Source organism: Streptomyces sp. NBC_01451 (genome assembly GCF_036227485.1).
Lineage (GTDB): Bacteria > Actinomycetota > Actinomycetes > Streptomycetales > Streptomycetaceae > Streptomyces.
On sequence record NZ_CP109479.1, the window covers coordinates 6,915,860 to 6,937,338 of the forward strand.

A 21,479-nucleotide genomic window follows, 5' to 3' on the forward strand; every position below is an offset into this window, starting at 1 on the left:
GGAGCCGGCCCCGGCGGTCAGGCCTGGTTCTTGAGGATGTACTCGGTGGCGTCGCCGACCGTCTTGAGGTTCTTGACGTCCTCGTCGGGGATCTTGACGTCGAAACGCTCTTCGGCGGCGACGACGACCTCGACCATGGACAGCGAGTCGACGTCCAGGTCGTCGGTGAAGGACTTGTCCAGCTGGACGTCCTCAACCGGGATGCCGGCGATCTCGTTCACGATGTCGGCGAGACCGGCGACGATCTCTTCCTGAGTGGCGGCCATGGCAGGCGCTCCTTCTTGTGTATCTATCCAGAGAGGGTTGGCAGTTGTCCCCGTTCCGGTTCCGGGGATCCGGATCCGGCGCGGGGTGCCTAGGGGAGGGTAACGACCGTCGCGGCGTACACGAGACCCGCCCCGAAGCCGATGACGAGCGCGGTGTCGCCGCTCTTCGCCTCGCCGGTCGCCAGGAGCCGCTCCATCGCGAGCGGGATCGAGGCTGCCGACGTGTTGCCGGTGGTGCGCACGTCGCGTGCGACCGTGACGTGCTCCGGCAGTTTGAGTGTCTTCACCATCGAGTCGATGATCCGCTCGTTGGCCTGGTGGGGAATGAAGACGTCCAGGTCGTCCGGGGTGATCCCGGCCGCGTCCAGCGCCTGCTGGGCGACCTTCGCCATCTCGAACACGGCCCAGCGGAACACCGCCTGGCCCTCCTGCGTGATCGCAGGAAACTTGCCGGAACTGTCGTACTCGTTCCACGGTACGGTCTGTTTGATCGTGTCCGACTTGTCACCCTCGGAGCCCCACACGGTCGGACCGATGTGCGGTTCCTGGGAGGGGCCCACGACGACCGCGCCCGCGCCGTCACCGAACAGGAAGGCGGTCGCGCGGTCCTCCAGGTCGGTCAGGTCGGACAGCCGTTCGACGCCGATGACGAGGACGTACTCCGCCGACCCGTCGACGATCATCCCCTTGGCCAGGGTCAGGCCGTAGCCGAAGCCCGCGCAGCCGGCCGAGATGTCGAACGCGGCGGCCTTGGCCGTGCCGAGCCGGTCGGCGATCTCGGTGGCCACGGCCGGGGTCTGCTTGAAGTGCGAGACGGTGGCGACGACCACGCCGCCGATCTGCTCGGCGCTGATCCCCGCGTCGGCGATCGCCTTGCCGGACGCCTCGATGGACATCGCGGCGACGGTCTCCTCGTCCGAGGCCCAGTGCCGGGTCTCGATGCCGGAGCGCGAGCGGATCCACTCGTCGGACGAGTCGATCGTCTCCAGGATCACCTCGTTGGGCACGACCCGGACCGGCCGGTACCCGCCCACCCCCAGGATGCGCGCGTACGGGGCACCCTTACTGGGCTTGATCTTCGACATTGCTCGGGGCTCCTTTCAGGCGCCCGCCGCGTCAGCGGCAGAGGTCGAGGTCAACGACTCGGCGATGAGCTCACGAGCGGCGTCGAGGTCGGCGGGGGTCTTCAGGGCCAGCGTCTTCACACCGGGCAGCGCGCGCTTGGCGAGACCGGTGAGGGTGCCGCCCGGGCACACCTCGACGAACGCGGTCACGCCCAGCTTCTTGAACGTCTCCATGCACAGGTCCCAGCGCACCGGGTTGGCGACCTGCCCGACCAGCCGGGCGAGCACCTCGGAGCCGTCCGCGACCGTCTGTCCGTCCTTGTTCGAGACGTACGTGACGGCCGGGTCGCCGGGCGTCAGCGACGCGGCGGCCGACGCGAGGGCGTCGACGGCGGGAGCCATGTGGTGCGTGTGGAAGGCACCGGCCACCTGCAGCTTGACGACCTTGCGCACCCCTTCGGGCCTGTCCTCGACGAGTGCCTCGATCTGCTCGACCGTGCCCGCGGCGACGATCTGCCCGGCGCCGTTCACGTTCGCCGGGGTCAGCCCCAGCTTCTCCAGGTGCGGCACGGTCACCTCGGGGTCACCGCCGAGGAGCGCCGCCATCCCGGTCCTGGTGACGGCGGCGGCCTCGGCCATGGCCAGACCGCGCGTGCGTACGAGGGCCAGGGCGGCCGTGTCGTCGAGCACGCCCGCGAAGGCGGCGGCGGTGATCTCACCGACGCTGTGTCCGGCGACGGCGCCCGGTGTGAAGCCACCGCCCATGGCACCCAGTGCCGAGGCGGACAGTATCCCGGCCGCGACCAGCAGCGGCTGGGCGACGGCGGTGTCGCGGATCGCGTCGGCGTCGGCCTCGGTGCCGTAGTGGGCGAGGTCGAGCCCGATGACGTCGGACCACGCGGCGACGCGCTCGGCGGCACCGGGCAGTTCGAGCCAGGGAGTCAGGAAGCCGGGCGTCTGAGCGCCTTGGCCGGGAGCGACGAGTACGAGCACTCTCACACTCTCTCTTGGGTACGGGCACGGCCGCCCGTGGGGACAGGGACGAAGAACAGGAGGGGGTTTTGTTGGACCCCGACAAAACCCTAGGGCTGGTGATCCCCATCGGCCAGGCGCCCCAGGATCAGCGCGATCCGAAGTGTGAATGCGGATCGTACATCTGAAGGTGACCAACCGGTGACGTCAGTCACACGTCGAAGCCGGTAGCGCACGGTGTTGGGGTGAACGAACAACATGCGCGCCGCACCCTCCAGACTGCTCGCCTGTTCGAGATAGACGGCGAGGGTCTCAAGGAGCGCGGATCCGGCCTCCTCCAGCGGTCTGTAGATCTCCTCCACCAACTGGTCGCGCGCCCCCGGGTCACCGGCGATCGCGCGCTCCGGAAGGAGATCGTCCGACAGCACCGGACGCGGTGCGTCCTGCCAGGCGGAACACGCCTTGAGCCCCGCGGCGGCGGCCTGCGCGGACCGGGTGGCGGCGAGCAGATCGGGCACGATCGGCCCCGCGACCACGGGCCCGGCGGCATAGGGGCCGATCAGCGACTTGGCGACGGCGAGCGGATTGTCGTCGCCCCCCGCGATGACGACGAGCCGATCGCCCAGCACACCCGTCAGTACCTGCAGCTTGGCGTGCCGGGCGGCCCGCCGGATCGCCTCGACGGTCAGTTCACTGTCGCCGTCGGGCGCGGTCCCCAGCACCACGCAGACGTGCTCGGGCGAGTTCCAGCCGAGCGCGGCGGCCCGCGAGACCGCCCCCTCGTCGGCCTCACCGCTGAGCACGGCGTTGACGACGAGCGACTCCAGCCGGGCGTCCCAGGCACCCCGTGCCTCGGCGGCCTGTGCGTACACCTGTGCGGTGGCGAAGGCGATCTCACGTGCGTAGACGAGCAGCGCCTCGCGCAGCACGGACTCGTCACCGGGAGCGGCCACCTCGTCGATGGCGCTCTCCATGACCTCGATGGTCGTACGGACCATCTCGACGGTCTGGCGCAGGGTGATCGCCCTGGTCAGCTCACGGGGAGCGGTGCCGAAGACATCGGTGGAGATGGCCTGTGGGGCATCAGGATGCCGAAACCACTCGGTGAAGGCGGCGATACCGGCCTGGGCGACCAGCCCGATCCAGGAACGGTTCTCCGGGGGCATGGCCCGGTACCACGACAGCGTCTCGTCCATGCGCGTGATCGCCTGCGCGGCGAGACTCCCGGACGACTTCTCCAGCCGCCTCAGGGTCGCCGGGTGCGGGTGCTCGGGACGTGCGGTGGGCTCGGGGCGGTGGGATTCGGGTTCGGGCACGGAACAAGACTGCCTTATCCGGACGGCGGCGTGCGGCCTCGGGTCTACGGTGGGTGGGTGATGGACGTACGGCGCGCGCACGAGCGCTATCCAGGGGGCGACCGGGCGGCGGGCATCGAATCCCGGCACGCCTTCTCCTTCGGCCCGCACTACGACCCCGGCAACCTCCGTTTCGGCGCGATGATCGCCTGCAACGAGGAACGCCTCGCGCCCGGCGCCGGTTTCGACGAACACCCGCACAGCCACACGGAGATCGTGACGTGGGTGACGGAGGGGGCGCTCACCCACCGCGACTCGACGGGCCACGAGACGGTGGTGCTCCCGGGGGACGTGCAACGCCTGAGCGCGGCGGCGGGCGTGCGCCACGTCGAGCGCAACGAGGGGGCCACCCCCCTGACCTTCGTCCAGACCTGGCTGGCCCCGCTCACCCCCGGCGGCACCCCGTCCTACGAGACGGTCCACGGCATCGCGGACTCCACGCCGTACGCCGTCCCCGAGGCGGGCGCGATGCTGCACATACGCAGGCTGACGGCGGGGGAGCGCACGGCGGTACCGGACGCGGCGTACGTGTACGTCCATGTCGTACGGGGCGAGGTGCGCCTGGGCCCGGAAAAGCTGGGCCCGGGCGACGCGGCACGGATCACGGAGGCGGAGGGCGTGGAGGCGGTAGGGGTGACACAGGCGGAGCTGCTGCTGTGGGAGATGGGGCCCTGAACTGGGGCGTTTCGGCCCGTCCGGCGGCTGAGGGCGAGGCCCGTTCGGGGCGGCCTCAGCCCCGCACCTCCGCCAGCACCGCGTCCGTGAACCCCGGCCACACCTCCACCGCCCACGCCCCGAACGCCCGGTCGGTCAGCGCGACGCACGCCACCCCCGCCACCGGGTCGACCCACAGGAACGTACCGGACTGCCCGAAATGCCCGAACGTCCGGGCCGACGACGAACTCCCCGTCCAGTGCGGCGACTTCGCCCCCCGGATCTCGAACCCGAGCCCCCAGTCGTTGGGGTTCTGGTGCCCGTACCCGGGCAGGACGCCCTTCGTCCCCGGGTACTGCACGGTCATCGCCTCCGCGACCGTACGCGGATCGAGCAGCCGGGGAGCCTGCACCTCGGCGGCGAACCGCAGCAGATCCCCGACGGTCGACACGCCGTCCTTCGCGGGCGACCCCTCCACCCCGGTCGACGTCATCCCGAGCGGCTCCAGCACCGCCTGCCGCACGTACTCCGCGAACGGCATCTCCGCCGCCTTCGCCACGTGATCCCCCAGCACCTCGAACCCGGCGTTGGAGTACAGCCGCCGCTCCCCGGGCGGAGCCGTCACCCGGTGCTCGTCGAAGGCGAGCCCCGAGGTGTGCGCGAGGAGATGGCGGACCGTCGATCCGGGCGGCCCGGCCGGCTCGTCGAGCTCGACGGCCCCCTCCTCGTACGCGACAAGGGCCGCGTAGGCGGCGAGCGGCTTGGTGACCGAGGCGAGGGGGAACCGGTGGTCGAGGGGGCCGTGGCCGCCGAGAACGGCACCGTCCGCCCGTACGACGGCAGCGGCGGCGGTGGGCACGGGCCAGTTCTCGATCAGCGCGAGGCTCTGCAACGACTTCGACGACATGACGTCGAGCTTAGGAGGCTCAGAACCGCAGCCGCATGAAGGGGTCGGGTTGCCGGACGAAGCCCAGCGACGCGTACAGCGGGACCGCGTCCGCGGAGGCGGTGAGGTCGATCTGGCCGACGTCCTGCTCCCGGAACCAGCCGACCAGCGCCTCCATGCAGGCCCGCGCGTACCCTCGGCGGCGCGCGTCCGGATCGGTTGCGACGCTGAAGACGTAGCCGATCCGCCCGTGCGGATTGCCCGCCCGCCCGATCCGGTACTCGACGGTCCCCGCGACCAGCGCGGCCAGTGAACCGGGCCGCTCCGGATGGTCGACGACGAACGCGGCGAAGCCGCCCGCCGGGTCGGCCAGCCTGCCGGTCACCGTCGGCAGGGACGCGGACTGCCAGCCGGCGTCGGTGTTCGCCCCGGGCATCGAGTCGATCATCACCTGGCGCAGTCGCAGCAGCTCCGCGGCGTCCCCGGGTGTGGCACGGCGTACGAGAGTCATGATCCGTACGGTAATGAGCCCGGACCGGCCAAGTCTCTGCAATATCGCGGTATCCGCTTGCTTGGAGTGCACTCCAGGGTTTTAGCGTGGGGGTCATGACGGTGCTGGAGACCACAGACCCCACCACGGACACCCCGACAGCCCTCGCGGTCCCCGCCGCGGCCGACAGTTGTGCGGTGCCGAGACGGCCCGACCGGCGCCCGGACGGACAGGACCGGTACACGATCAGCGAGGTCGTCCTCTTCACCGGACTGACCGCGCACACCCTGCGCTGGTACGAGCGCATCGGGCTGATGCCGCACATCGACCGTTCGCACACCGGCCAGCGCCGCTACAGCAACCGCGACCTCGACTGGCTCGACCTCGTCGGCAAGCTCCGGCTCACCGGTATGCCGGTCGCGGACATGGTGCGCTACGCCGAACTCGTGCGCGAGGGCGACCACACGTACGGCGAGCGGTTCGAACTGCTCGAATCGACCCGCAGGGCCGTCCTGGACCGGATCGCCGAACTCCAGGACACGCTCGCGGTACTCGACCGGAAGATCAGTTTCTACGCGGAGGCGGACCAGGACGCGGGCCTTGTCCGCGTCGTCCGTGAGATGGAGAGGGTTCGATGACGAACGACGACACCGCCGGCAGGCTCCCCACGGCCCCGCTGGGCACCGGCGGCCCCGAGGTCGGCGTACAGGGCCTCGGCTGCATGGGCATGAGCTTCGCGTACGGCCCCACCGACGCCGGCGAGGCCCGCGCCACGCTCGAACGCGCGCTCGAACTGGGCGTGACCCTCTACGACACGGCCGACGCCTACGCCGACGGGGAGAACGAACGATTCCTGTCCCCGTTCTTCCGGGCCCACCGCGACGAGGTCGTCGTCGCGACGAAGTTCGCCCTGGCGATCCCGCCCGGCGAGCCGACCCGGCGGATCATCCGCAACGACGCGCCCTACATACGCCAGGCCGTCGAGGCCAGCCTCAAGCGCCTCGACCTCGATGTCATCGACCTCTACTACATGCACCGGCGCGATGTGAACGTCCCGATCGAGGAGTCGGTCGGGGTCATGGCCGAGCTGGTGCGCGAGGGCAAGGTCAAGCAGCTGGGCCTGAGCGAGGTCACGGGCCCGGAGCTGCGCGCGGCCCAGGCCGTGCACCCGATCGCCGCCCTCCAGTCGGAGTGGTCCCTGTTCAGCCGGGACATCGAGGCGGGCGTGGTCCCGGCGGCCCGCGAACTGGGCGTCACCCTGGTCCCGTACTCCCCGCTCGGCCGGGGCTTCCTGACCGGCTCGTTCACCGACGCCGACCAGGAACTGACCGCGGACGACTACCGCCGCACGCAGCCCCGCTTCACGGGTACCAACGCCTCGGCGAACGCCGCACTGCTGGCCCCCGTCAGGACGGTCGCGGAAGCCCACGGCGCCTCCCTCGGCCAGATCGCCCTGGCCTGGGTCCAGCAGCAGGCGACCGTCCACGACCTCCCGGTCGTGCCGATCCCGGGCACGCGCAGCCGTTCGAGGGTGGAGGAGAACACGGCGGCGACCCGCATCGTCCTGGGCGAGAAGGATCTGGCCCTGCTGGAACCCATCGCGGCCCAGGTCACGGGAGCCCGCTACGCCGACATGACCTTCACATCGGCGGCCAGGGAAACCCCCTAGGGGCGCGGGGAACTGCGCGACAAGCCACGTCGGACGGGCACCCGCGAACCCACAGAACTCCCCACCCCGTTGGGCGGGCTACAACTCCGCCAACAACTCGGCCTTCTTCACCGAGAACTCCTCATCGGTGACCAACCCGGCCTCGTGCAACTCCCCGAGATGCCGGATCCGTTCGGCGACATCCGCGGGATCACGCCGACCGGAGTTCAGCTGAACCGCCGCCGCCCCACCCGCGGAGCGAACGGCGGCCAGCACCGCCGCCGCGAAGGGCAACGACTCGTGCACAGGCCCGTATCCCAGCCCGAACACCACCGAGGCGGGGTCCTGGTCGACCGGCGCGACAGAATCGGTACGCCTCAGCAGCCGCAGATGGCCCTCGAACACCTCGGGGGACCGCCACTCCACTCCGATCAGGTCGGCGACCGGAAACGTCTGGTCGCCGGCCTTCCACTTCGCCGACGACGCGCCCGTCCAGAACCACCGGAAGGACACGGCGCGCCCGTCGAAGGACGCCTTCGCGTCGTACGCCTTGAACGCCCGCGGCACCTCGGGCGCATCCACCAGGAACCTTTCAGCAGGCCCCTGTTGGGTCAGCTGGGCCCGCAGCTCGTCCGCGTAGTACTCGGCGAGCGTCTCCCGCTCGGCGGGCAGCACCAGCCGGTACGGGTCGCAGGCCTCCTTGAGCTGGCCGTCGGCCGCCTCCATCAACGGGTCGGCGCCCGGGCGGGGTTCGGCACGCAGGATCACCGTTCCGCGCTTGCCCGGGGTCAGTGTCACCCCCGCGATCGCCTCCAACGGGATACGGCGTTCGCCGAGCGCCTGGAACAGCTTCGGCGTGCGGATGCCCCGTTCGAAGCGGATGAGCACGGAGTCGGACTCGAACTCCCAGGCGGCATGAAATCCGGCCAGTACGTCACCCATGCGGCTCATCGTATGCGGCGCGAGCTTCATAGTCCCTCCCCGGGCACACCGTGAATTCTGCGTCCTCTACGCGCGTCCGGCCATAGCCCCGTCGGGCAAACCCTTCAGACACACGTCATCCTTGCGGTTCCGCTGATCGTTCTGATCCCGCTGAGCGCACCGCACGGCGCGATACGCGCCGACGCCGATCTCCGCGAAGTTGTGCAGACTCTCCGTACCCGGCTCGAAATAGCCGCCGTGCCCTTTCGCGCCCCGCGCGGACAGCACGCGTGCGCCGAACGCCGCCGACACCGGATCGGCGCCGTGTCCGAGACCGCCGACCTCCAGGTACGGCACGTCCTGGATCCAGTCGTCGGCGTCCCGCATCGCCCACACCCGGGCGTGGGTGCGCAGCCCCGCGGAGTTCTCGGCCCGCATGCCGGGGCTGCCGGCCACCGCGATGTCGGTCACCCGGCGCGGCAGCGCGTGCGCGGCGACGCCGCACACCACCGAGCCGTAGCTGTGGCAGTACAGCGCGACCGGTGCCCGGCCGGGCAGCCCGCGCACCAGCGCGTTCAGCCGCAGCGCACCGGAGTTGGCGCGCATCGCCGTCGCCGCGTCCATGCCGAGCCCGCTGGGCGCGGTGTAGTCGGCCCAGGCGATCACTGCCGTACGGGTCGTGGGGCTCGTCTCCCACTCGGCGCGGTACAGCGCCGAGGCCATGCCGACGGGCGCCGAGTACTTGCGGTTGGTGCGCTGGAAGGTGAGCAGGTCGGTGTCCACGCCGGGGACCACGACCGAGACGCGCTGCGCCTTGTCGAGGTCGCCGAAGACCTCGGCGACGCGGCCCGAGCCCTCGGGGTCGAACGCCAGGATCTGGCGGCCGTTCTCCAGCAGCGCTTCGTAGCGGTGCATGCGACGCCCCGCCGCGTACTGGCCGACGGCCGACAGCCGGTCGTCGTGCATGCGCGTCCGCTCGGTCTCGCGGGCGGTGTACAGCGCGACGCGGTTGGCGCGGTAGCGCAGTACGACGGGCGCGCCGTTCATGTTGCCGAGCGCCAGCGGGTAGCGCCGGACGAGCCGGTCGCGCTGGCGGTCGGTGAGCGAGGTGAAGAACCGGGCCAGCCGGGCGGGGGTCTCGTCCGGGTCGGGCAGCGCGTGGCCGCCGATCCGTCCGTGCTCCCACGCGGAGAGCGACGCCTGGAGCGGCGACGGCGTGCGATGACTGCGGACCGCGGTCCAGCCGGTCGTCGCGAGCATCACGAAGACCACGGCCAGCGCGAGCAGTGCGCGCCAGACGTTCAGTTGCGGGGAGGTGTCGAAGGAAGTCACTGAAAGGACACACTAGGAGAACGAGAGGGTCTCGCGTTAACCGAGTGACGGGGATCACGTTTCGATAACCGGCGCCGGGCAAGTCACTCCGTACGCACGCCGATACGAGGTGTCACGGCTGCTCCGTGCGCCAGTTCCCCGCCAGCGCCGGCCCCATCGCGTCGAGATATGTGCTGGTCAGCTCCCGCATCGCCGCCACGCTCATGTCCGAGCCCGCGCCCCACCGCCGTTCCGCCAGCCGCATCAGCCCGCTGAACAGGGCCACCACGACCCGCGGCCGGAGGTCGCGGTCCACGTCGACGCCCTCGCGCTCGGCGATCAGCCGTGCCACCGCCTCCTCCGTCTCCGCGGAGCGGCGCATGTGCGCGGCGAGCAGTGTCGGCGTCGACTCGACCAGGTGGAAGATGCGCATCTGCAACTCCGCCGGAACGACGGACTCCACGGCCTCGTGAATGGTGTGCCAGCCCTCCAGCACGGCCTGGCGCAGCGCCTCCAGCGGGGCCTCGTGCGGCGGGCGGTCGCGTACCGCCTGGATGAAGTGCTCCTCGGCGATGCGGTGCACGGCGAAGGCGGCGTCCTCCTTGCCGGCGAAGTAGCGGAAGAAGGTGCGCTGCGAGACCTCGACCGCCTCGGCGATCTCGTCGACGGTCGTGCTCTCGTACCCGTTGCTGGTGAACAGGGTGAGGGCGGCGCGCAGCAGCGCGTCCCGGGTGCGCTGCTTCTTGCGCTCGCGCAGGCCGGGTCCGGAGCCCGGGACCACCTCGGTTTCGGCGGCGCTCATGACGATCGGGCCTCTCCCTTCTTCTCGTGCTTCTCGCACTTCTCGTTGCTTCACGCTCGTCGGGCTTCTTCTCGGTGAGTGACGTGTCAGTTACCGACTTGTGAACTGGTTTGTCAATTGTCAGTGGCTGTCACTAGCCTCGAACGCATGACTAGTCAGACCATCGACACGACGGAGCCGGGGGACGGGACGCCGGCCGCTCCGTCGGACCACACGCCTGCCAAGGGGTTGCGCGGCCATCCGTGGCTGACCCTGATATCCGTGGCCGTCGGGGTCATGATGGTGGCCCTGGACGGCACCATCGTGGCCATCGCCAACCCGGCCATCCAGAAGGACCTGGGCGCGAGTTTCGCCGACGTCCAGTGGATCACCAACGGCTACTTCCTCGCGCTCGCGGTCACGCTGATCACCGCGGGCAAGCTCGGTGACCGGTTCGGGCACCGGCAGACCTTCCTCATCGGCATCGTCGGCTTCGCGACCGCGTCGGCGGCCATCGGCCTGTCCAGCAGTATCGCCCTGGTCGTCACCTTCCGGGTGTTCCAGGGACTGTTCGGCGCGCTGCTGATGCCGGCCGCGCTCGGTCTGCTGCGGGCCACGTTCCCCGCCGACAAGCTGAACATGGCCATCGGCATCTGGGGCATGGTCATCGGCGCGTCCACCGCGGGCGGCCCGATCCTCGGCGGACTGCTCGTCGAGCACGTCAGCTGGCAGTCGGTGTTCTTCATCAACGTGCCGGTGGGCATCCTGGCGCTCGTCATCGGCCTGGTGATCCTGGTCGACCACCGCGCCGAGAACGCCCCGCGCTCCTTCGACGTCCTCGGTATCGCCCTGCTCTCCGGCGCGATGTTCTGCCTGGTGTGGGCGCTCATCAAGGCTCCGGCGTGGGGCTGGGGCGACGGCAGGACCTGGCTGTTCCTCGTCCTGGCGGTGGCCGGCTTCGCCTTCTTCGCCCTCTGGGAGCAGCGGGTCAAGGAGCCGCTCATCCCGCTCGGCCTGTTCCGGTCGGTCCCGCTCTCGGCGGGCGTGGTGCTGATGGTCCTGATGGCCATCGCCTTCATGGGCGGCCTCTTCTTCGTCACCTTCTATCTGCAGAACGTGCACGGTATGAGCCCGATCGACGCGGGTCTGCACCTGCTCCCACTCACCGGGATGATGATCGTCGGCTCGCCCCTGGCCGGCGCCATGATCAGCAGGACGGGGCCGCGTATCCCGCTCGCGGGCGGTATGGCGTGCGTCGCGATCGCCATGTTCGGCATGTCCACGCTGGAGACGGACACCGGCAGCGGCATCATGTCGGTCTGGTTCGCCCTGCTCGGCCTCGGCCTCGCCCCGGTCATGGTCGGTGCGACGGAGGTCATCGTCGGCAACGCCCCGATGGAGCTCTCCGGTGTCGCCGGCGGTCTCCAGCAGGCGGCGATGCAGATCGGCGGCAGCCTCGGTACGGCGGTACTGGGCGCGGTCATGGCCTCCAAGGTCGACAACGACCTCGCGGGCAACTGGACGGCCGCGGGCCTCCCGGAACTCACCCCGGAACAGCAGGCGCAGGCCTCGGAAGCGGTCCAGGTCGGCGTGCCGCCGGTGGCCGAGGGGACGCCGGAGACGGTCGTCGCCCAGATCACCAAGGTCGCCCACGACACGTTCATCTCCGGCATGAGCCTGGCCTGTCTGGTGGCGGCGGGCGTCGCCGTGGCCGCGATCCTGGTCGCGCTCCTGACGAAGCGTGGCGAGAACGTGGAGGCGGGTGCGGGGGCAGCGCACATCTGAGGCGCATATATCGCGCATATATCTACGGTCTTGGCGGGGGAGTTCCCCTATCAGGGTGACTCCCCTAAAGATTCCTCCCCTTCCGCCCACGAGGCAGGTCACAGTTAGTCAAGTCCTCCGCACGACATGGTCTGTACGACATGGTTCGTACGTGGCGGGAGGACGGCCGGGCCGCGGCGCGCTGCCGGAGGGGGACAGCGCGCCGGCGGGCCCGCCGAAGAGCGGGACGGCTGGAACCGCGCGGCGGGGGTACCCGCCTCATCGACCCCGAACTACCGACAAGTTCCAGGGAGTTGATGAGACATGGCGGCCTTCGGACGGCAGCACCCCACCAGCAGGCATCCCGGCGCGCGCGGCAGGAGCCGGCAGCGCACCACCCCGGACGGCGCGACGCTCGGAATCATCGGGCTCATCTGCGCCGTCGCGGGCTTCTTCGTCCTCGGCATCGTCCTGGGCCCCGTGGCCGTCATCTGCGGATGGCTGGCGATGGGCCGGACCTGGAAGGGCCCGCACCCGATACCGCCCCTGGTGGCCGTGGTCCTCGGTGCGATCGACACCCTCCTGGCCGTCATCTGGCTGGTGAGCGCCACAGGCCCGACAACCGGCTTCTTCTGACCGTCCGTCAGTCCCTCTGTATGTCTCTCTGTCTGTCCTTCTGCCCGTCCGTCCGGCCGGCGAGGGCCCGCTAACGGGAAGGGTCCTCGCCGACCCGCTCCCTCGTGACGGTCAGAGCCGCGACCTCCGCCCGCAGCGCCCGTACCTCGTCCGTCAGTGCCGCGATCGCCGCCGTCTGGCGCCTCTCCTCCACGTCGTCCATCTCGAACCGGGAGATGAACCAGGCGGCGATGTTCGCGGTGACGAGACCGAGCAGCGCGATCCCGGACAGCATCAGCCCGACCGCGAGCATCCGGCCCACTCCGGTCGTCGGCGCGTGGTCCCCGTACCCCACTGTCGTCATCGTCGTGAACGACCACCACAGCGCGTCATCCAGCGTGCGGATGTTCCCTTCCGGTGACGCGCGTTCCACCGACAGCACGGCCAGCGAACCGAACATCAGCAGCCCCACCACGGCCCCGCCGACATACGTCGTCAGCCGGACCTGGGACGCCATCTGGGCCCGCCGGCCCACCAGCATCAGCGTGGAGACGACCCGCAGCAGCCGCAGCGGCTGGAGCAGCGGCAGCAGCACGGCGAACAGGTCCAGCCAGTGCCGTCGTACGTACTCCCGGCGCCGGTCGGCGAGAGCGATCCGGACGAGATAGTCGACCGCGAACGCGCCCCACACCATCCACTCCGTGATCGTGCAGGCGACCGACACGGACCGGCTCGCGGGGCTGTCCACGATCGGCACCGCGTAGGCGACGGTGAACACGACCGCGAGCCCCATCAGAGGCCGCTGGGTGTGCCGTTCCCAGCGGGCCTGTGCCGATGGTTCCTTCATGCCTCGCATCGTAGGGGTCGGGAACGCCCCTGTAAGGCGCCCTCGAAGGGGACCGCCTTACAGGGGCGCGGGGAACTGCGCGACCAGCCGCGACGGCCCCGCAGACGAACTACCGCCTTCCCGCGGAGCGCGACGCGGAGCGCTACGCGTCTCCGCCCGCGGCGCCCGGGTCCGCCGCCGTCACGTCGAGCAGCTGGTAACGGTCGATCGCCTGCTTCAGCACCGAACGGTCGACCTTGCCCTCCCGTGCCAGCTCGGTCAGTACCCCCACCACGATCGACTGCGCGTCGATGTGGAAGAACCGCCGGGCCGCGCCCCGCGTGTCCGCGAAGCCGAAGCCGTCCGCGCCCAGCGACTGGTACGTCCCCGGGACCCACCGCGAGATCTGGTCGGGAACCGAGCGCATCCAGTCGGACACGGCCACGAACGGACCCTCGGCACCGCTCAGCTTCCGCGTCACGTACGGGACGCGCTGCTCCTCCTCCGGGTGCAGCAGGTTGTGCTGCTCCACCGCGACCGCCTCGCGCCGCAGCTCGTTCCAGGAGGTCGCCGACCAGACGTCCGCCTTCACGTCCCAGTCCTCGGCGAGGATCCGCTGCGCCTCCAGAGCCCACGGCACCGCGACACCGGACGCGATGACCTGGGCCGGAATGGTGCCCGAAGTCGCTTGGCCCACCCGGTGGATGCCCTTGAGGATGCCGTCGACGTCGACGTTCTCGGGCTCGGCCGGGTGCTGGATCGGCTCGTTGTAGACGGTGAGGTAGTAGAAGACGTCCTCACTGTCGGGCCCGTACATCCGGCGCAGACCGTCCTGCACGATGTACGCGATCTCGTACGAGTACGCCGGGTCGTACGCCACACAGCCCGGGTTCGTCGAGGCCAGCAGCTGCGAGTGGCCGTCGGCGTGCTGAAGCCCCTCACCGGTCAGAGTCGTACGGCCGGCGGTCGCGCCCAGCACGAAACCGCGCGCCAACTGGTCCGCCATCTGCCAGAACTGGTCGCCGGTGCGCTGGAAACCGAACATCGAGTAGAAGACGTAGACGGGGATCAGCGGCTCGCCGTGCGTGGCGTACGCCGAACCCGCCGCGATCAGCGAGGCGGTGCAGCCCGCCTCCGAGATGCCGTCGTGCAGCATCTGGCCGGTCGGGGACTCCTTGTACGCGAGCAGCAGCTCCCGGTCGACCGACTCGTACTGCTGGCCGAGCGGGTTGTAGATCTTCGCGCTCGGGAAGAACGAGTCCATGCCGAACGTGCGGTACTCGTCCGGCGCGATCAGCACGAAACGCTTGCCGATCTCCTTGTCCCGCATGAGGTCCTTGAGCAGCCGGACGAACGCCATGGTCGTGGCGATCGACTGCTGACCCGAACCCTTCTTCACACTCGCGTACGTCTTCTCCGGCGGCAGGGCCAGCGGCTTGGCGCGGACGACGCGGGTCGGGACGTAACCGCCGAGCGACTTGCGGCGGTCGTGCATGTACTGGATCTCTTCCGAGTTCCGGCCCGGGTGGAAGTACGGCGGCGCGCCGCCCTCCAGCTCCTTGTCGGAGATGGGCAGGTGAAGCCGGTCGCGGAAGCCCTTGAGGTCGGCCGCCGTCAGCTTCTTCATCTGGTGCGTGGCGTTGCGGCCCTCGAAGTTGGGTCCGAGCGTCCAGCCCTTGACGGTCTTGGCGAGGATGACCGTCGGCTGGCCCTTGTGCGCCTTGGCCGCCGCGAACGCCGCGAAGATCTTCTTGTGGTCGTGGCCGCCGCGGCCCAGGTGCAGGACCTGGTCGTCGGTCATGTTCTCGACCATCGCGCGCAGCCGGGTGTCGTCCCCGAAGAAGTGGTCGCGGATGTACTCGCCGGTCTCGGTGGCGTACGTCTGGAACTGACCGTCCGGGGTCGTGTTCATCTTGTTGACCAGCACGCCGTCCCGGTCCTGCGCGAGCAGCGGGTCCCAGCTGCGGTCCCACACCAGCTTGACGACGTTCCAGCCGGCGCCCCGGAACTGCGACTCCAGCTCCTGGATGATCTTGCCGTTGCCGCGCACCGGGCCGTCGAGCCGCTGGAGGTTGCAGTTGACGACGAAGGTCAGGTTGTCGAGGCCCTCGCGCGCGGCGATCGACAGCTGGCCGAGCGACTCCGGCTCGTCCATCTCGCCGTCCCCGAGGAACGCCCACACGTGCGACTTGGAGGTGTCCGCGATACCGCGCGCCTCCATGTAGCGGTTCATCCGCGCCTGGAAGATCGCGCCGAGCGGGCCGAGGCCCATCGAGACGGTCGGGAACTCCCAGAAGTCCGGCATCAGCCGCGGGTGCGGGTACGAGGACAGACCGTACGGCGCCTTCGACTTCTCCTGGCGGAACGCGTCGAGCTGCTGCTCGCTGAGCCGGTCGAGAAGGAACGCGCGGGCGTAGATACCGGGGGAGGCGTGCCCCTGGAAGAAGATCTGGTCGCCGCCGTCGCCCTCGTCCTTGCCCCGGAAGAAGTGGTTGAAGCCCACGTCGTAGAGGGAGGCGGAGGAGGCGAAGGTCGCGATGTGGCCGCCGACGCCGATGCCGGGCCGCTGGGCGCGCGACACCATCACGGCCGCGTTCCAGCGGGTCGCGTTGAGGATGCGGCGCTCGATCTCCTCGTTGCCGGGGAAGAAGGGCTCGTCCTTCGTCGCGATCGTGTTGACGTAGTCCGTGCTCCGCATCTCGGGCACGGCCACGCGCTTCTCGCGGGCCCGCTCGATCAGCCGCAGCATCAGATAGCGCGCCCGCTCCCGGCCGCGCTCGTCAACGGCGGCGTCGAGCGAGTCGAGCCATTCCTGGGTTTCTTCGGGATCGAAGTCAGGAACCTGACTCGGAAGGCCGCCAATGATGATCGGGTTGCGATCTGATCCGGAAGCCACGCTGTTCCTTCGCTCTCGGAGGGCTTGATCCGGGACACGCCACGAGCGCGCCCCGGGGCTGCGAATGCACTGGCCCCATCGTGTACCCCGAGGCCGGGTACGTCACCTCTACTCAGAAGTAGTCCCGGTGAAGATCGCCGGGCGGGGTGTCCGCAGCCAAATCGCAACGATACGCCCAGTCCGTGACGTGTTCCGTAAAGCGATTCGGATCTCGCACGCATGTATGAGAGGTTCGGGAGTCACTCGGGAGCAGCAAAACCGCAAAGCGGGCAGAATGGTGTGGTGTGCGTCACTGGTTCTCGGGAGTCGCTGTCTGAAGTTGCGGCGACACCGCCGGGATCGTCACCGTTTCGGCGGTCTCGACGGCTGGGTACTTGCGCGATCCGCCCCGCCCGTGTGGACTACGGCCAATGCTTCGCGCACGCGCGTGGCTGGACAATTCTCGAAACATGATCAGGAGGCAACCCGTGAGCGCGACCGCGGACCACGCGGAGGAGCGGACTAACCCTGCCGCAAGGCTGGGGTTCCAGCCCGAGCAGGTGGTCCAGGAGATCGGCTACGACGACGACGTCGACCAGGAGCTCCGCGAGGCCATTGAGGAAGTCATCGGCAGCGATCTCGTTGACGAGGAGTACGACGACGTCGCAGATGCCGTGGTGCTCTGGTTCCGCGACGACGACGGCGACCTGACCGATTCGCTGGTGGATGCCACCACGTACATCGAAGAAGGCGGCGCGATCCTGCTCCTCACGCCCAAGACGGGCCGTGAAGGCTACGTGGAGCCGAGCGACATCTCTGAAGCCGCGACGACGGCGGGTCTGTCGGCGACCAAGAGCGTCAGCGTGGGCAAGGACTGGAGTGGCAGCCGTCTGGCGACGCCCAAGGCGGCGAAGTCGAAGAAGTAGGCAGTGACCGTGGCCGAAGCGGGCCGTCTGCTGGGGGTTGCCGCCCCTGGACCCCCGCTTCGGCCCTGAACGGGCCACGTCCTCACAGGTACCGCGGCCTGCCACTGCCCCTGCGGTCGGTGCTCACTAGGGTGTTCTCACCCGAACAGCCCACCGAAGGGATGCAGGATCATGGCGATCGAGGTCGGCGACAAGGCCCCGGACTTCGAGCTCAAGGACAACCACGGCGCCACCGTGCGGCTCTCGGACTTCCGCGGCGCGAAGAACGTGGTGCTCCTCTTCTACCCCTTCGCCTTCACCGGTGTGTGCACCGGTGAACTCTGCGACCTGCGGGACAACCTGCCGAGGTTCTCCGACCGGGACACCCAGGTGCTCGCCGTCTCCAACGACTCCATCCACACCCTGCGCGTCTTCGGCGAGCAGGAGGGCTTCGACTACCCCCTGCTGTCCGACTTCTGGCCGCACGGCAACACTTCGCGCGCGTACGGAGTCTTCGACGAGGACAAGGGTTGTGCGGTGCGCGGGACCTTCATCATCGACAAGGAGGGCGTCGTGCGGTGGACCGTGGTCAACGGACTGCCGGACGCGCGTGACCTGAACGAGTACGTGAAGGCCCTCGACACCCTGTGATTCTTCGGTTCCACCCCTGCGTGGGGCGGGAACCCGTCACTAGGATCGACACGTTGATCCGATAACGGCGCACGACGGGGCACACCGCACCCGGAAGCAGACGAGACACAAATGGAGGACTCGTGGGAGTCAGCCTCAGCAAGGGCGGCAACGTATCGCTGACCAAGGAGGCCCCGGGTCTCACCGCGGTCATCGTTGGTCTGGGATGGGACGCGCGTTCCACCACCGGCACCGACTTCGACCTCGACGCCAGCGCGATCCTGACGAACGCGGACGGCAAGGTCAGTTCCGACGCCAACTTCGTGTTCTTCAACAACCTCAAGAGCCCGGACGGCTCCGTCGAACACACCGGCGACAACATCACCGGTGAGGGCGAGGGCGACGACGAGCAGATCAAGGTCAATCTCGCGGCGGTCCCGGCCGACGTCGACAAGATCGTGTTCCCGGTCTCGATCTACGAAGCCGAGAGCCGTCAGCAGTCCTTCGGCCAGGTGCGCAACGCGTTCATCCGCGTCGTGAACCAGGCGGGCGAGGCGGAGCTCGCGCGCTACGACCTCTCCGAGGACGCCTCGACGGAGACCGCCATGGTCTTCGGCGAGCTGTACCGGCACGGCACGGAGTGGAAGTTCCGCGCCATCGGCCAGGGATACGCGTCCGGTCTGCGCGGCATCGCGCAGGACTTCGGCGTGAACGTCTGAGCCGGACTTCCTCCGGTTCCGTCGTCCGGCGTCGCACTCCCGGTGCGGCGCCGGACGCGCTCGGTACATCTGTTCGCATCACCTCGGGGAGGACCAGCACTATGGGCGTCACGCTTGCCAAGGGGGGCAATGTCTCCCTCTCCAAAGCCGCACCGAACCTCACCCAGGTGTTGGTCGGGCTCGGCTGGGACGCGCGTTCCACCACCGGCGCGCCCTTCGACCTCGACGCCAGTGCCCTGCTGTGCGGCGGTGGAAGGGTGCTCGGCGACGAGTGGTTCATCTTCTACAACCAGCTCACGAGCCCCGACGGCTCTGTGGAGCACACCGGCGACAACCTCACCGGTGAGGGCGAGGGCGACGACGAGTCGCTGATCGTCGACCTGCCCAGGGTGCCGGCCGCCTGCGACAAGATCATCTTTCCGGTCTCGATCCACGACGCGGACAACCGCGGCCAGACCTTCGGCCAGGTCGGCAACGCCTTCATCCGGGTCGTCAACCAGGCCGACGGCCAGGAACTGGCGCGTTACGACCTGAGTGAGGACGCTTCGACGGAGACCGCCATGATCTTCGGTGAGTTGTACCGCTACCAGGGCGAGTGGAAGTTCCGTGCAGTTGGACAGGGGTACGCGTCGGGTCTGAAGGGCATCGCTCTAGACTTCGGAGTCAACGTTTCGTAAAGCCGAGTACGGCAGCGGGGGAGACCCGTAAACACACGATTGGGTAGCCAGTGATTCTGAAAACCTTCGGCTGGTCGTTCGCGGTCACCGCGCTCGGCCTGGTCGCGGCGGTCTTCTACGGGGGGTGGACCGGCTTCGGCATCGTGGCGATCCTCTCCATCCTCGAGATCTCGCTGTCCTTCGACAACGCGGTGGTCAACGCCGGAATCCTGAAGAAGATGAGTGCCTTCTGGCAGAAGATCTTCCTCACGGTCGGTGTCCTCATCGCCGTCTTCGGTATGCGGCTCGTCTTCCCCGTCGTGATTGTGGCCATCAGCGCCAAGATCGGTCCGATCGACGCGGTCGACCTCGCTCTCAACAACAAGGACCAGTACCAGCAGCTGGTCACCGACGCCCACCCGGCGATCGCCGCCTTCGGTGGCATGTTCCTGTTGATGATCTTCCTCGACTTCATCTTCGAGGACCGGGACATCAAGTGGCTCGGCTGGCTGGAACGCCCGCTCGCCAAGCTCGGCAAGGTCGACATGCTGTCGGTCTGCATCGCCCTGATCGTGCTCATGATCTCCGCCATGACGTTCGCGACCAACGCCCACCAGCACGGTGGCGCCCACGTCGACAAGGCGCAGACGGTGCTCATCTCCGGTATCGCCGGTCTGATCACGTACATGATCGTCGGCGGGCTCTCCGGCTACTTCGAGGACAAGCTGGAGGAAGAGGAGGAGCGCGAGCACGAGGCCGACGAGGAGGCCGAGCGCACCGGCAAGAAGAGGCCGGCCGTCGTTCTCGCCGGCCAGGCCGCGTTCTTCATGTTCCTCTACCTCGAAGTGCTGGACGCGTCCTTCTCCTTCGACGGTGTGATCGGCGCCTTCGCCGTCACCAACGACATCGTGCTGATGGCCCTGGGCCTCGGTATCGGCGCCATGTACGTCCGGTCGCTCACGGTCTACCTGGTCCGCCAGGGCACCCTCGACGACTACGTCTACCTGGAGCACGGCGCGCACTACGCGATCGGCGCCCTCGCCGCCATCCTGCTCGTCACCATCCAGTACGAGATCCACGAGGTCATCACCGGCCTGGTGGGCGTCGTCCTGATCGCCTGGTCCTTCTGGTCCTCCGTGCGCCGCAACACCAAACTGGCGGCGGCCGAGGGAAAAGCGGCGGGCTCGGACGAGAAGACTGAGGTCTCGTCCGGGGTGTGACAACCTCCGGTGTGAGGAACGCTCTGAGCGGGGCGGCTACGAGGAATCGTCCTCGTCGGCCGCCCCGCGGTCTTGCGGGCGGCCGACTGACGGCATGGACGAATGTGCGGGGGCTGGACGGGTGGGGGCGGGATGAGTTTCTGGGACGACCTGTGGCGCGGCCGTACGACGGACTTCGACGCCGGCAGCGCGGCGAGCAACTCCATCGAGCTGACCAAGCGGCACCAACGGGTATCGCTCACGAGGCAGGGCGCCGCGACCGGCCACCTGCGCATCAATCTGTCCTGGCGGATGCGTACGTCGGACATCGGCGGCCCCAAGCGGCAGAGCCTGTGGCGACACCCCTTCCAGGCCCTGCGGCCGGAGGAGGTCAAGGGCCACACCCAGAGCATGGTGAACGTCGACCTCGACCTGGGCATCCTGTACGAGCTGACGGACGGCACCAAAGGGGTCGTACAGCCCCTGGGCGGGTTCCTCGGCGACACGAACGTGCCGCCGTACGTCAAGCTCAGCGGGGACGACCGGTTCGGGTCGGCGTCCGGGGAGACGGCGTACGTCAATCTCGACCACCGGGACGAGATCAAGCGGCTGCTGGTGTTCGTGTACATCTACGACCAGACGCCGGCGTTCGACCGGACCCACGCGATCGTGACGCTCTACCCCAGCAACGGGCCGCGCATCGAGATCGGCCTCGACGAGCGGCACTCGCAGGCCCGGTCCTGTGCGGTGGTGCTGATCGAGAACGTGAAGAACGAGCTGATCGTCCGGCGGGAAGTGAAGTTCGTCTACGGGTTCCAGGCGGAGCTCGACCGGTTGTACGGGTGGGGGCTGCAGTGGGGCAGGGGATACAAGACCAAGGCTGAGCGCTGACGCTTGGTCTTGGCGGGGCGCCCTGGAGCTCGGGGGGTTCTGTGGAGTGGC

General features: G+C 69.1%; 22 protein-coding genes. 11 read left to right on the forward strand and 11 right to left on the reverse strand.

What is annotated here, in order from left to right; all coding sequences use genetic code 11:
* Window positions 1–17: 17 nt before the first annotated feature.
* The 4 genes from OG595_RS30350 to OG595_RS30365 form a co-directional block, all read right to left on the reverse strand.
* Entirely contained in the window at window positions 18–266 is a 249-nt protein-coding gene (locus OG595_RS30350; RefSeq protein WP_055525601.1) for an acyl carrier protein, read from the reverse strand.
* Between the two features lie 89 nt (window positions 267–355).
* Window positions 356–1,351 (reverse strand): ketoacyl-ACP synthase III, encoded by a 996-nt coding sequence (locus OG595_RS30355; protein WP_329277477.1) that lies wholly within the window; start codon window positions 1,349–1,351, stop codon window positions 356–358.
* Between the two features lie 15 nt (window positions 1,352–1,366).
* Window positions 1,367–2,323, reverse strand: a complete 957-nt coding sequence (locus tag OG595_RS30360) for an ACP S-malonyltransferase (protein WP_329283348.1) — start codon at window positions 2,321–2,323, stop codon at window positions 1,367–1,369.
* Window positions 2,324–2,412: 89 nt separating this feature from the next.
* On the reverse strand, window positions 2,413–3,618 hold the full coding sequence (locus OG595_RS30365) for a PucR family transcriptional regulator (RefSeq protein ID WP_329277479.1): 1,206 nt from the start codon (window positions 3,616–3,618) through the stop codon (window positions 2,413–2,415).
* Between the two features lie 60 nt (window positions 3,619–3,678).
* Here OG595_RS30365 and OG595_RS30370 point away from each other — a divergent pair, with 60 nt between their 5' ends.
* On the forward strand, window positions 3,679–4,332 hold the full coding sequence (locus OG595_RS30370) for a pirin family protein (protein ID WP_329283350.1): 654 nt from the start codon (window positions 3,679–3,681) through the stop codon (window positions 4,330–4,332).
* Window positions 4,333–4,387: 55 nt separating this feature from the next.
* Here the strand turns inward: OG595_RS30370 and OG595_RS30375 are convergent, their stop codons facing one another.
* Both OG595_RS30375 and OG595_RS30380 read right to left on the reverse strand, forming a co-directional pair.
* Window positions 4,388–5,218, reverse strand: a complete 831-nt coding sequence (locus OG595_RS30375) for a serine hydrolase domain-containing protein (protein ID WP_329277480.1) — start codon at window positions 5,216–5,218, stop codon at window positions 4,388–4,390.
* Window positions 5,219–5,237: 19 nt separating this feature from the next.
* On the reverse strand, window positions 5,238–5,708 hold the full coding sequence (locus OG595_RS30380) for a GNAT family N-acetyltransferase (protein ID WP_329277482.1): 471 nt from the start codon (window positions 5,706–5,708) through the stop codon (window positions 5,238–5,240).
* 95 nt (window positions 5,709–5,803) lie between these two features.
* Here OG595_RS30380 and OG595_RS30385 point away from each other — a divergent pair, with 95 nt between their 5' ends.
* Together OG595_RS30385 and OG595_RS30390 are read left to right on the forward strand one after the other, a co-directional pair.
* Window positions 5,804–6,325, forward strand: coding sequence for a MerR family transcriptional regulator (locus tag OG595_RS30385; protein ID WP_329277484.1), 522 nt, complete (start codon window positions 5,804–5,806; stop codon window positions 6,323–6,325).
* On the forward strand, window positions 6,322–7,356 hold the full coding sequence (locus tag OG595_RS30390) for an aldo/keto reductase (RefSeq protein ID WP_329277486.1): 1,035 nt from the start codon (window positions 6,322–6,324) through the stop codon (window positions 7,354–7,356). The genes OG595_RS30385 and OG595_RS30390 overlap by 4 nt, the downstream gene beginning before the upstream one ends.
* Before the next feature lie 78 nt (window positions 7,357–7,434).
* Here the strand turns inward: OG595_RS30390 and OG595_RS30395 are convergent, their stop codons facing one another.
* From OG595_RS30395 to OG595_RS30405, 3 genes are all read right to left on the reverse strand, one after another.
* Window positions 7,435–8,286 (reverse strand): DUF4429 domain-containing protein, encoded by an 852-nt coding sequence (locus tag OG595_RS30395; protein WP_329277488.1) that lies wholly within the window; start codon window positions 8,284–8,286, stop codon window positions 7,435–7,437.
* A gap of 57 nt (window positions 8,287–8,343) precedes the next feature.
* A complete protein-coding gene (locus tag OG595_RS30400) occupies window positions 8,344–9,588 on the reverse strand; it encodes an alpha/beta hydrolase (RefSeq protein WP_329277490.1) in 1,245 nt (414 codons plus the stop codon).
* A gap of 112 nt (window positions 9,589–9,700) precedes the next feature.
* Window positions 9,701–10,369 (reverse strand): TetR family transcriptional regulator, encoded by a 669-nt coding sequence (locus OG595_RS30405; protein ID WP_329277493.1) that lies wholly within the window; start codon window positions 10,367–10,369, stop codon window positions 9,701–9,703.
* 147 nt (window positions 10,370–10,516) lie between these two features.
* On the opposite strand from OG595_RS30405, the gene OG595_RS30410 reads away from it, so the two are divergent.
* Window positions 10,517–12,133 carry an MFS transporter gene (locus tag OG595_RS30410; protein WP_329277495.1) on the forward strand — a complete coding sequence of 539 codons (1,617 nt, stop codon included), beginning with the start codon at window positions 10,517–10,519 and terminating at the stop codon, window positions 12,131–12,133.
* Window positions 12,134–12,436: 303 nt separating this feature from the next.
* Window positions 12,437–12,748, forward strand: a complete 312-nt coding sequence (locus OG595_RS30415; RefSeq protein ID WP_329277497.1) for a small hydrophobic protein — start codon at window positions 12,437–12,439, stop codon at window positions 12,746–12,748.
* A gap of 70 nt (window positions 12,749–12,818) precedes the next feature.
* Here the strand turns inward: OG595_RS30415 and OG595_RS30420 are convergent, their stop codons facing one another.
* On the reverse strand, window positions 12,819–13,574 hold the full coding sequence (locus tag OG595_RS30420) for a potassium channel family protein (RefSeq protein WP_329277498.1): 756 nt from the start codon (window positions 13,572–13,574) through the stop codon (window positions 12,819–12,821).
* 142 nt (window positions 13,575–13,716) lie between these two features.
* Entirely contained in the window at window positions 13,717–16,449 is a 2,733-nt protein-coding gene (gene aceE / locus OG595_RS30425; RefSeq protein WP_329277500.1) for a pyruvate dehydrogenase (acetyl-transferring), homodimeric type, read from the reverse strand.
* A gap of 467 nt (window positions 16,450–16,916) precedes the next feature.
* On the opposite strand from aceE, the gene OG595_RS30430 reads away from it, so the two are divergent.
* The 6 genes from OG595_RS30430 to OG595_RS30455 all read left to right on the forward strand — a co-directional run bounded on the left by OG595_RS30430 (window position 16,917) and on the right by OG595_RS30455 (window position 21,428).
* On the forward strand, window positions 16,917–17,354 hold the full coding sequence (locus OG595_RS30430) for a DUF3052 domain-containing protein (RefSeq protein ID WP_006374702.1): 438 nt from the start codon (window positions 16,917–16,919) through the stop codon (window positions 17,352–17,354).
* 171 nt (window positions 17,355–17,525) lie between these two features.
* Window positions 17,526–17,984, forward strand: coding sequence for a peroxiredoxin (locus OG595_RS30435; RefSeq protein ID WP_329277503.1), 459 nt, complete (start codon window positions 17,526–17,528; stop codon window positions 17,982–17,984).
* A gap of 122 nt (window positions 17,985–18,106) precedes the next feature.
* The gene (locus OG595_RS30440) at window positions 18,107–18,682 is read left to right on the forward strand and encodes a TerD family protein (protein ID WP_329277505.1); all 576 of its coding nucleotides are present in this window, start codon (window positions 18,107–18,109) and stop codon (window positions 18,680–18,682) included.
* Between the two features lie 101 nt (window positions 18,683–18,783).
* Entirely contained in the window at window positions 18,784–19,359 is a 576-nt protein-coding gene (locus OG595_RS30445) for a TerD family protein (protein ID WP_327694567.1), read from the forward strand.
* Window positions 19,360–19,409: 50 nt separating this feature from the next.
* The gene (locus OG595_RS30450) at window positions 19,410–20,558 is read left to right on the forward strand and encodes a DUF475 domain-containing protein (protein ID WP_329277509.1); all 1,149 of its coding nucleotides are present in this window, start codon (window positions 19,410–19,412) and stop codon (window positions 20,556–20,558) included.
* A 132-nt stretch (window positions 20,559–20,690) separates the two neighbouring features.
* Window positions 20,691–21,428: a TerD family protein gene (locus OG595_RS30455; protein WP_329277510.1), complete on the forward strand. Its 738-nt coding sequence runs from the start codon at window positions 20,691–20,693 to the stop codon at window positions 21,426–21,428.
* The last annotated feature ends 51 nt before the right edge of the window (window positions 21,429–21,479 follow it).

Coding starts and splice junctions, on each gene's coding strand:
- OG595_RS30445 (WP_327694567.1), top strand. CDS start 18,784: ATGGGCGTCACGCTTGCCAAGGGGGGCAATGTCTCCCTCTCCAAAGCC.
- OG595_RS30395 (WP_329277488.1), bottom strand. CDS start 8,286: ATGAGCCGCATGGGTGACGTACTGGCCGGATTTCATGCCGCCTGGGAG.
- OG595_RS30370 (WP_329283350.1), top strand. CDS start 3,679: ATGGACGTACGGCGCGCGCACGAGCGCTATCCAGGGGGCGACCGGGCG.
- OG595_RS30350 (WP_055525601.1), bottom strand. CDS start 266: ATGGCCGCCACTCAGGAAGAGATCGTCGCCGGTCTCGCCGACATCGTG.
- OG595_RS30420 (WP_329277498.1), bottom strand. CDS start 13,574: ATGAAGGAACCATCGGCACAGGCCCGCTGGGAACGGCACACCCAGCGG.
- OG595_RS30375 (WP_329277480.1), bottom strand. CDS start 5,218: ATGTCGTCGAAGTCGTTGCAGAGCCTCGCGCTGATCGAGAACTGGCCC.
- OG595_RS30355 (WP_329277477.1), bottom strand. CDS start 1,351: ATGTCGAAGATCAAGCCCAGTAAGGGTGCCCCGTACGCGCGCATCCTG.
- OG595_RS30380 (WP_329277482.1), bottom strand. CDS start 5,708: ATGACTCTCGTACGCCGTGCCACACCCGGGGACGCCGCGGAGCTGCTG.
- OG595_RS30455 (WP_329277510.1), top strand. CDS start 20,691: ATGAGTTTCTGGGACGACCTGTGGCGCGGCCGTACGACGGACTTCGAC.
- OG595_RS30410 (WP_329277495.1), top strand. CDS start 10,517: ATGACTAGTCAGACCATCGACACGACGGAGCCGGGGGACGGGACGCCG.
- OG595_RS30385 (WP_329277484.1), top strand. CDS start 5,804: ATGACGGTGCTGGAGACCACAGACCCCACCACGGACACCCCGACAGCC.
- OG595_RS30415 (WP_329277497.1), top strand. CDS start 12,437: ATGGCGGCCTTCGGACGGCAGCACCCCACCAGCAGGCATCCCGGCGCG.
- OG595_RS30405 (WP_329277493.1), bottom strand. CDS start 10,369: ATGAGCGCCGCCGAAACCGAGGTGGTCCCGGGCTCCGGACCCGGCCTG.
- OG595_RS30390 (WP_329277486.1), top strand. CDS start 6,322: ATGACGAACGACGACACCGCCGGCAGGCTCCCCACGGCCCCGCTGGGC.
- OG595_RS30435 (WP_329277503.1), top strand. CDS start 17,526: ATGGCGATCGAGGTCGGCGACAAGGCCCCGGACTTCGAGCTCAAGGAC.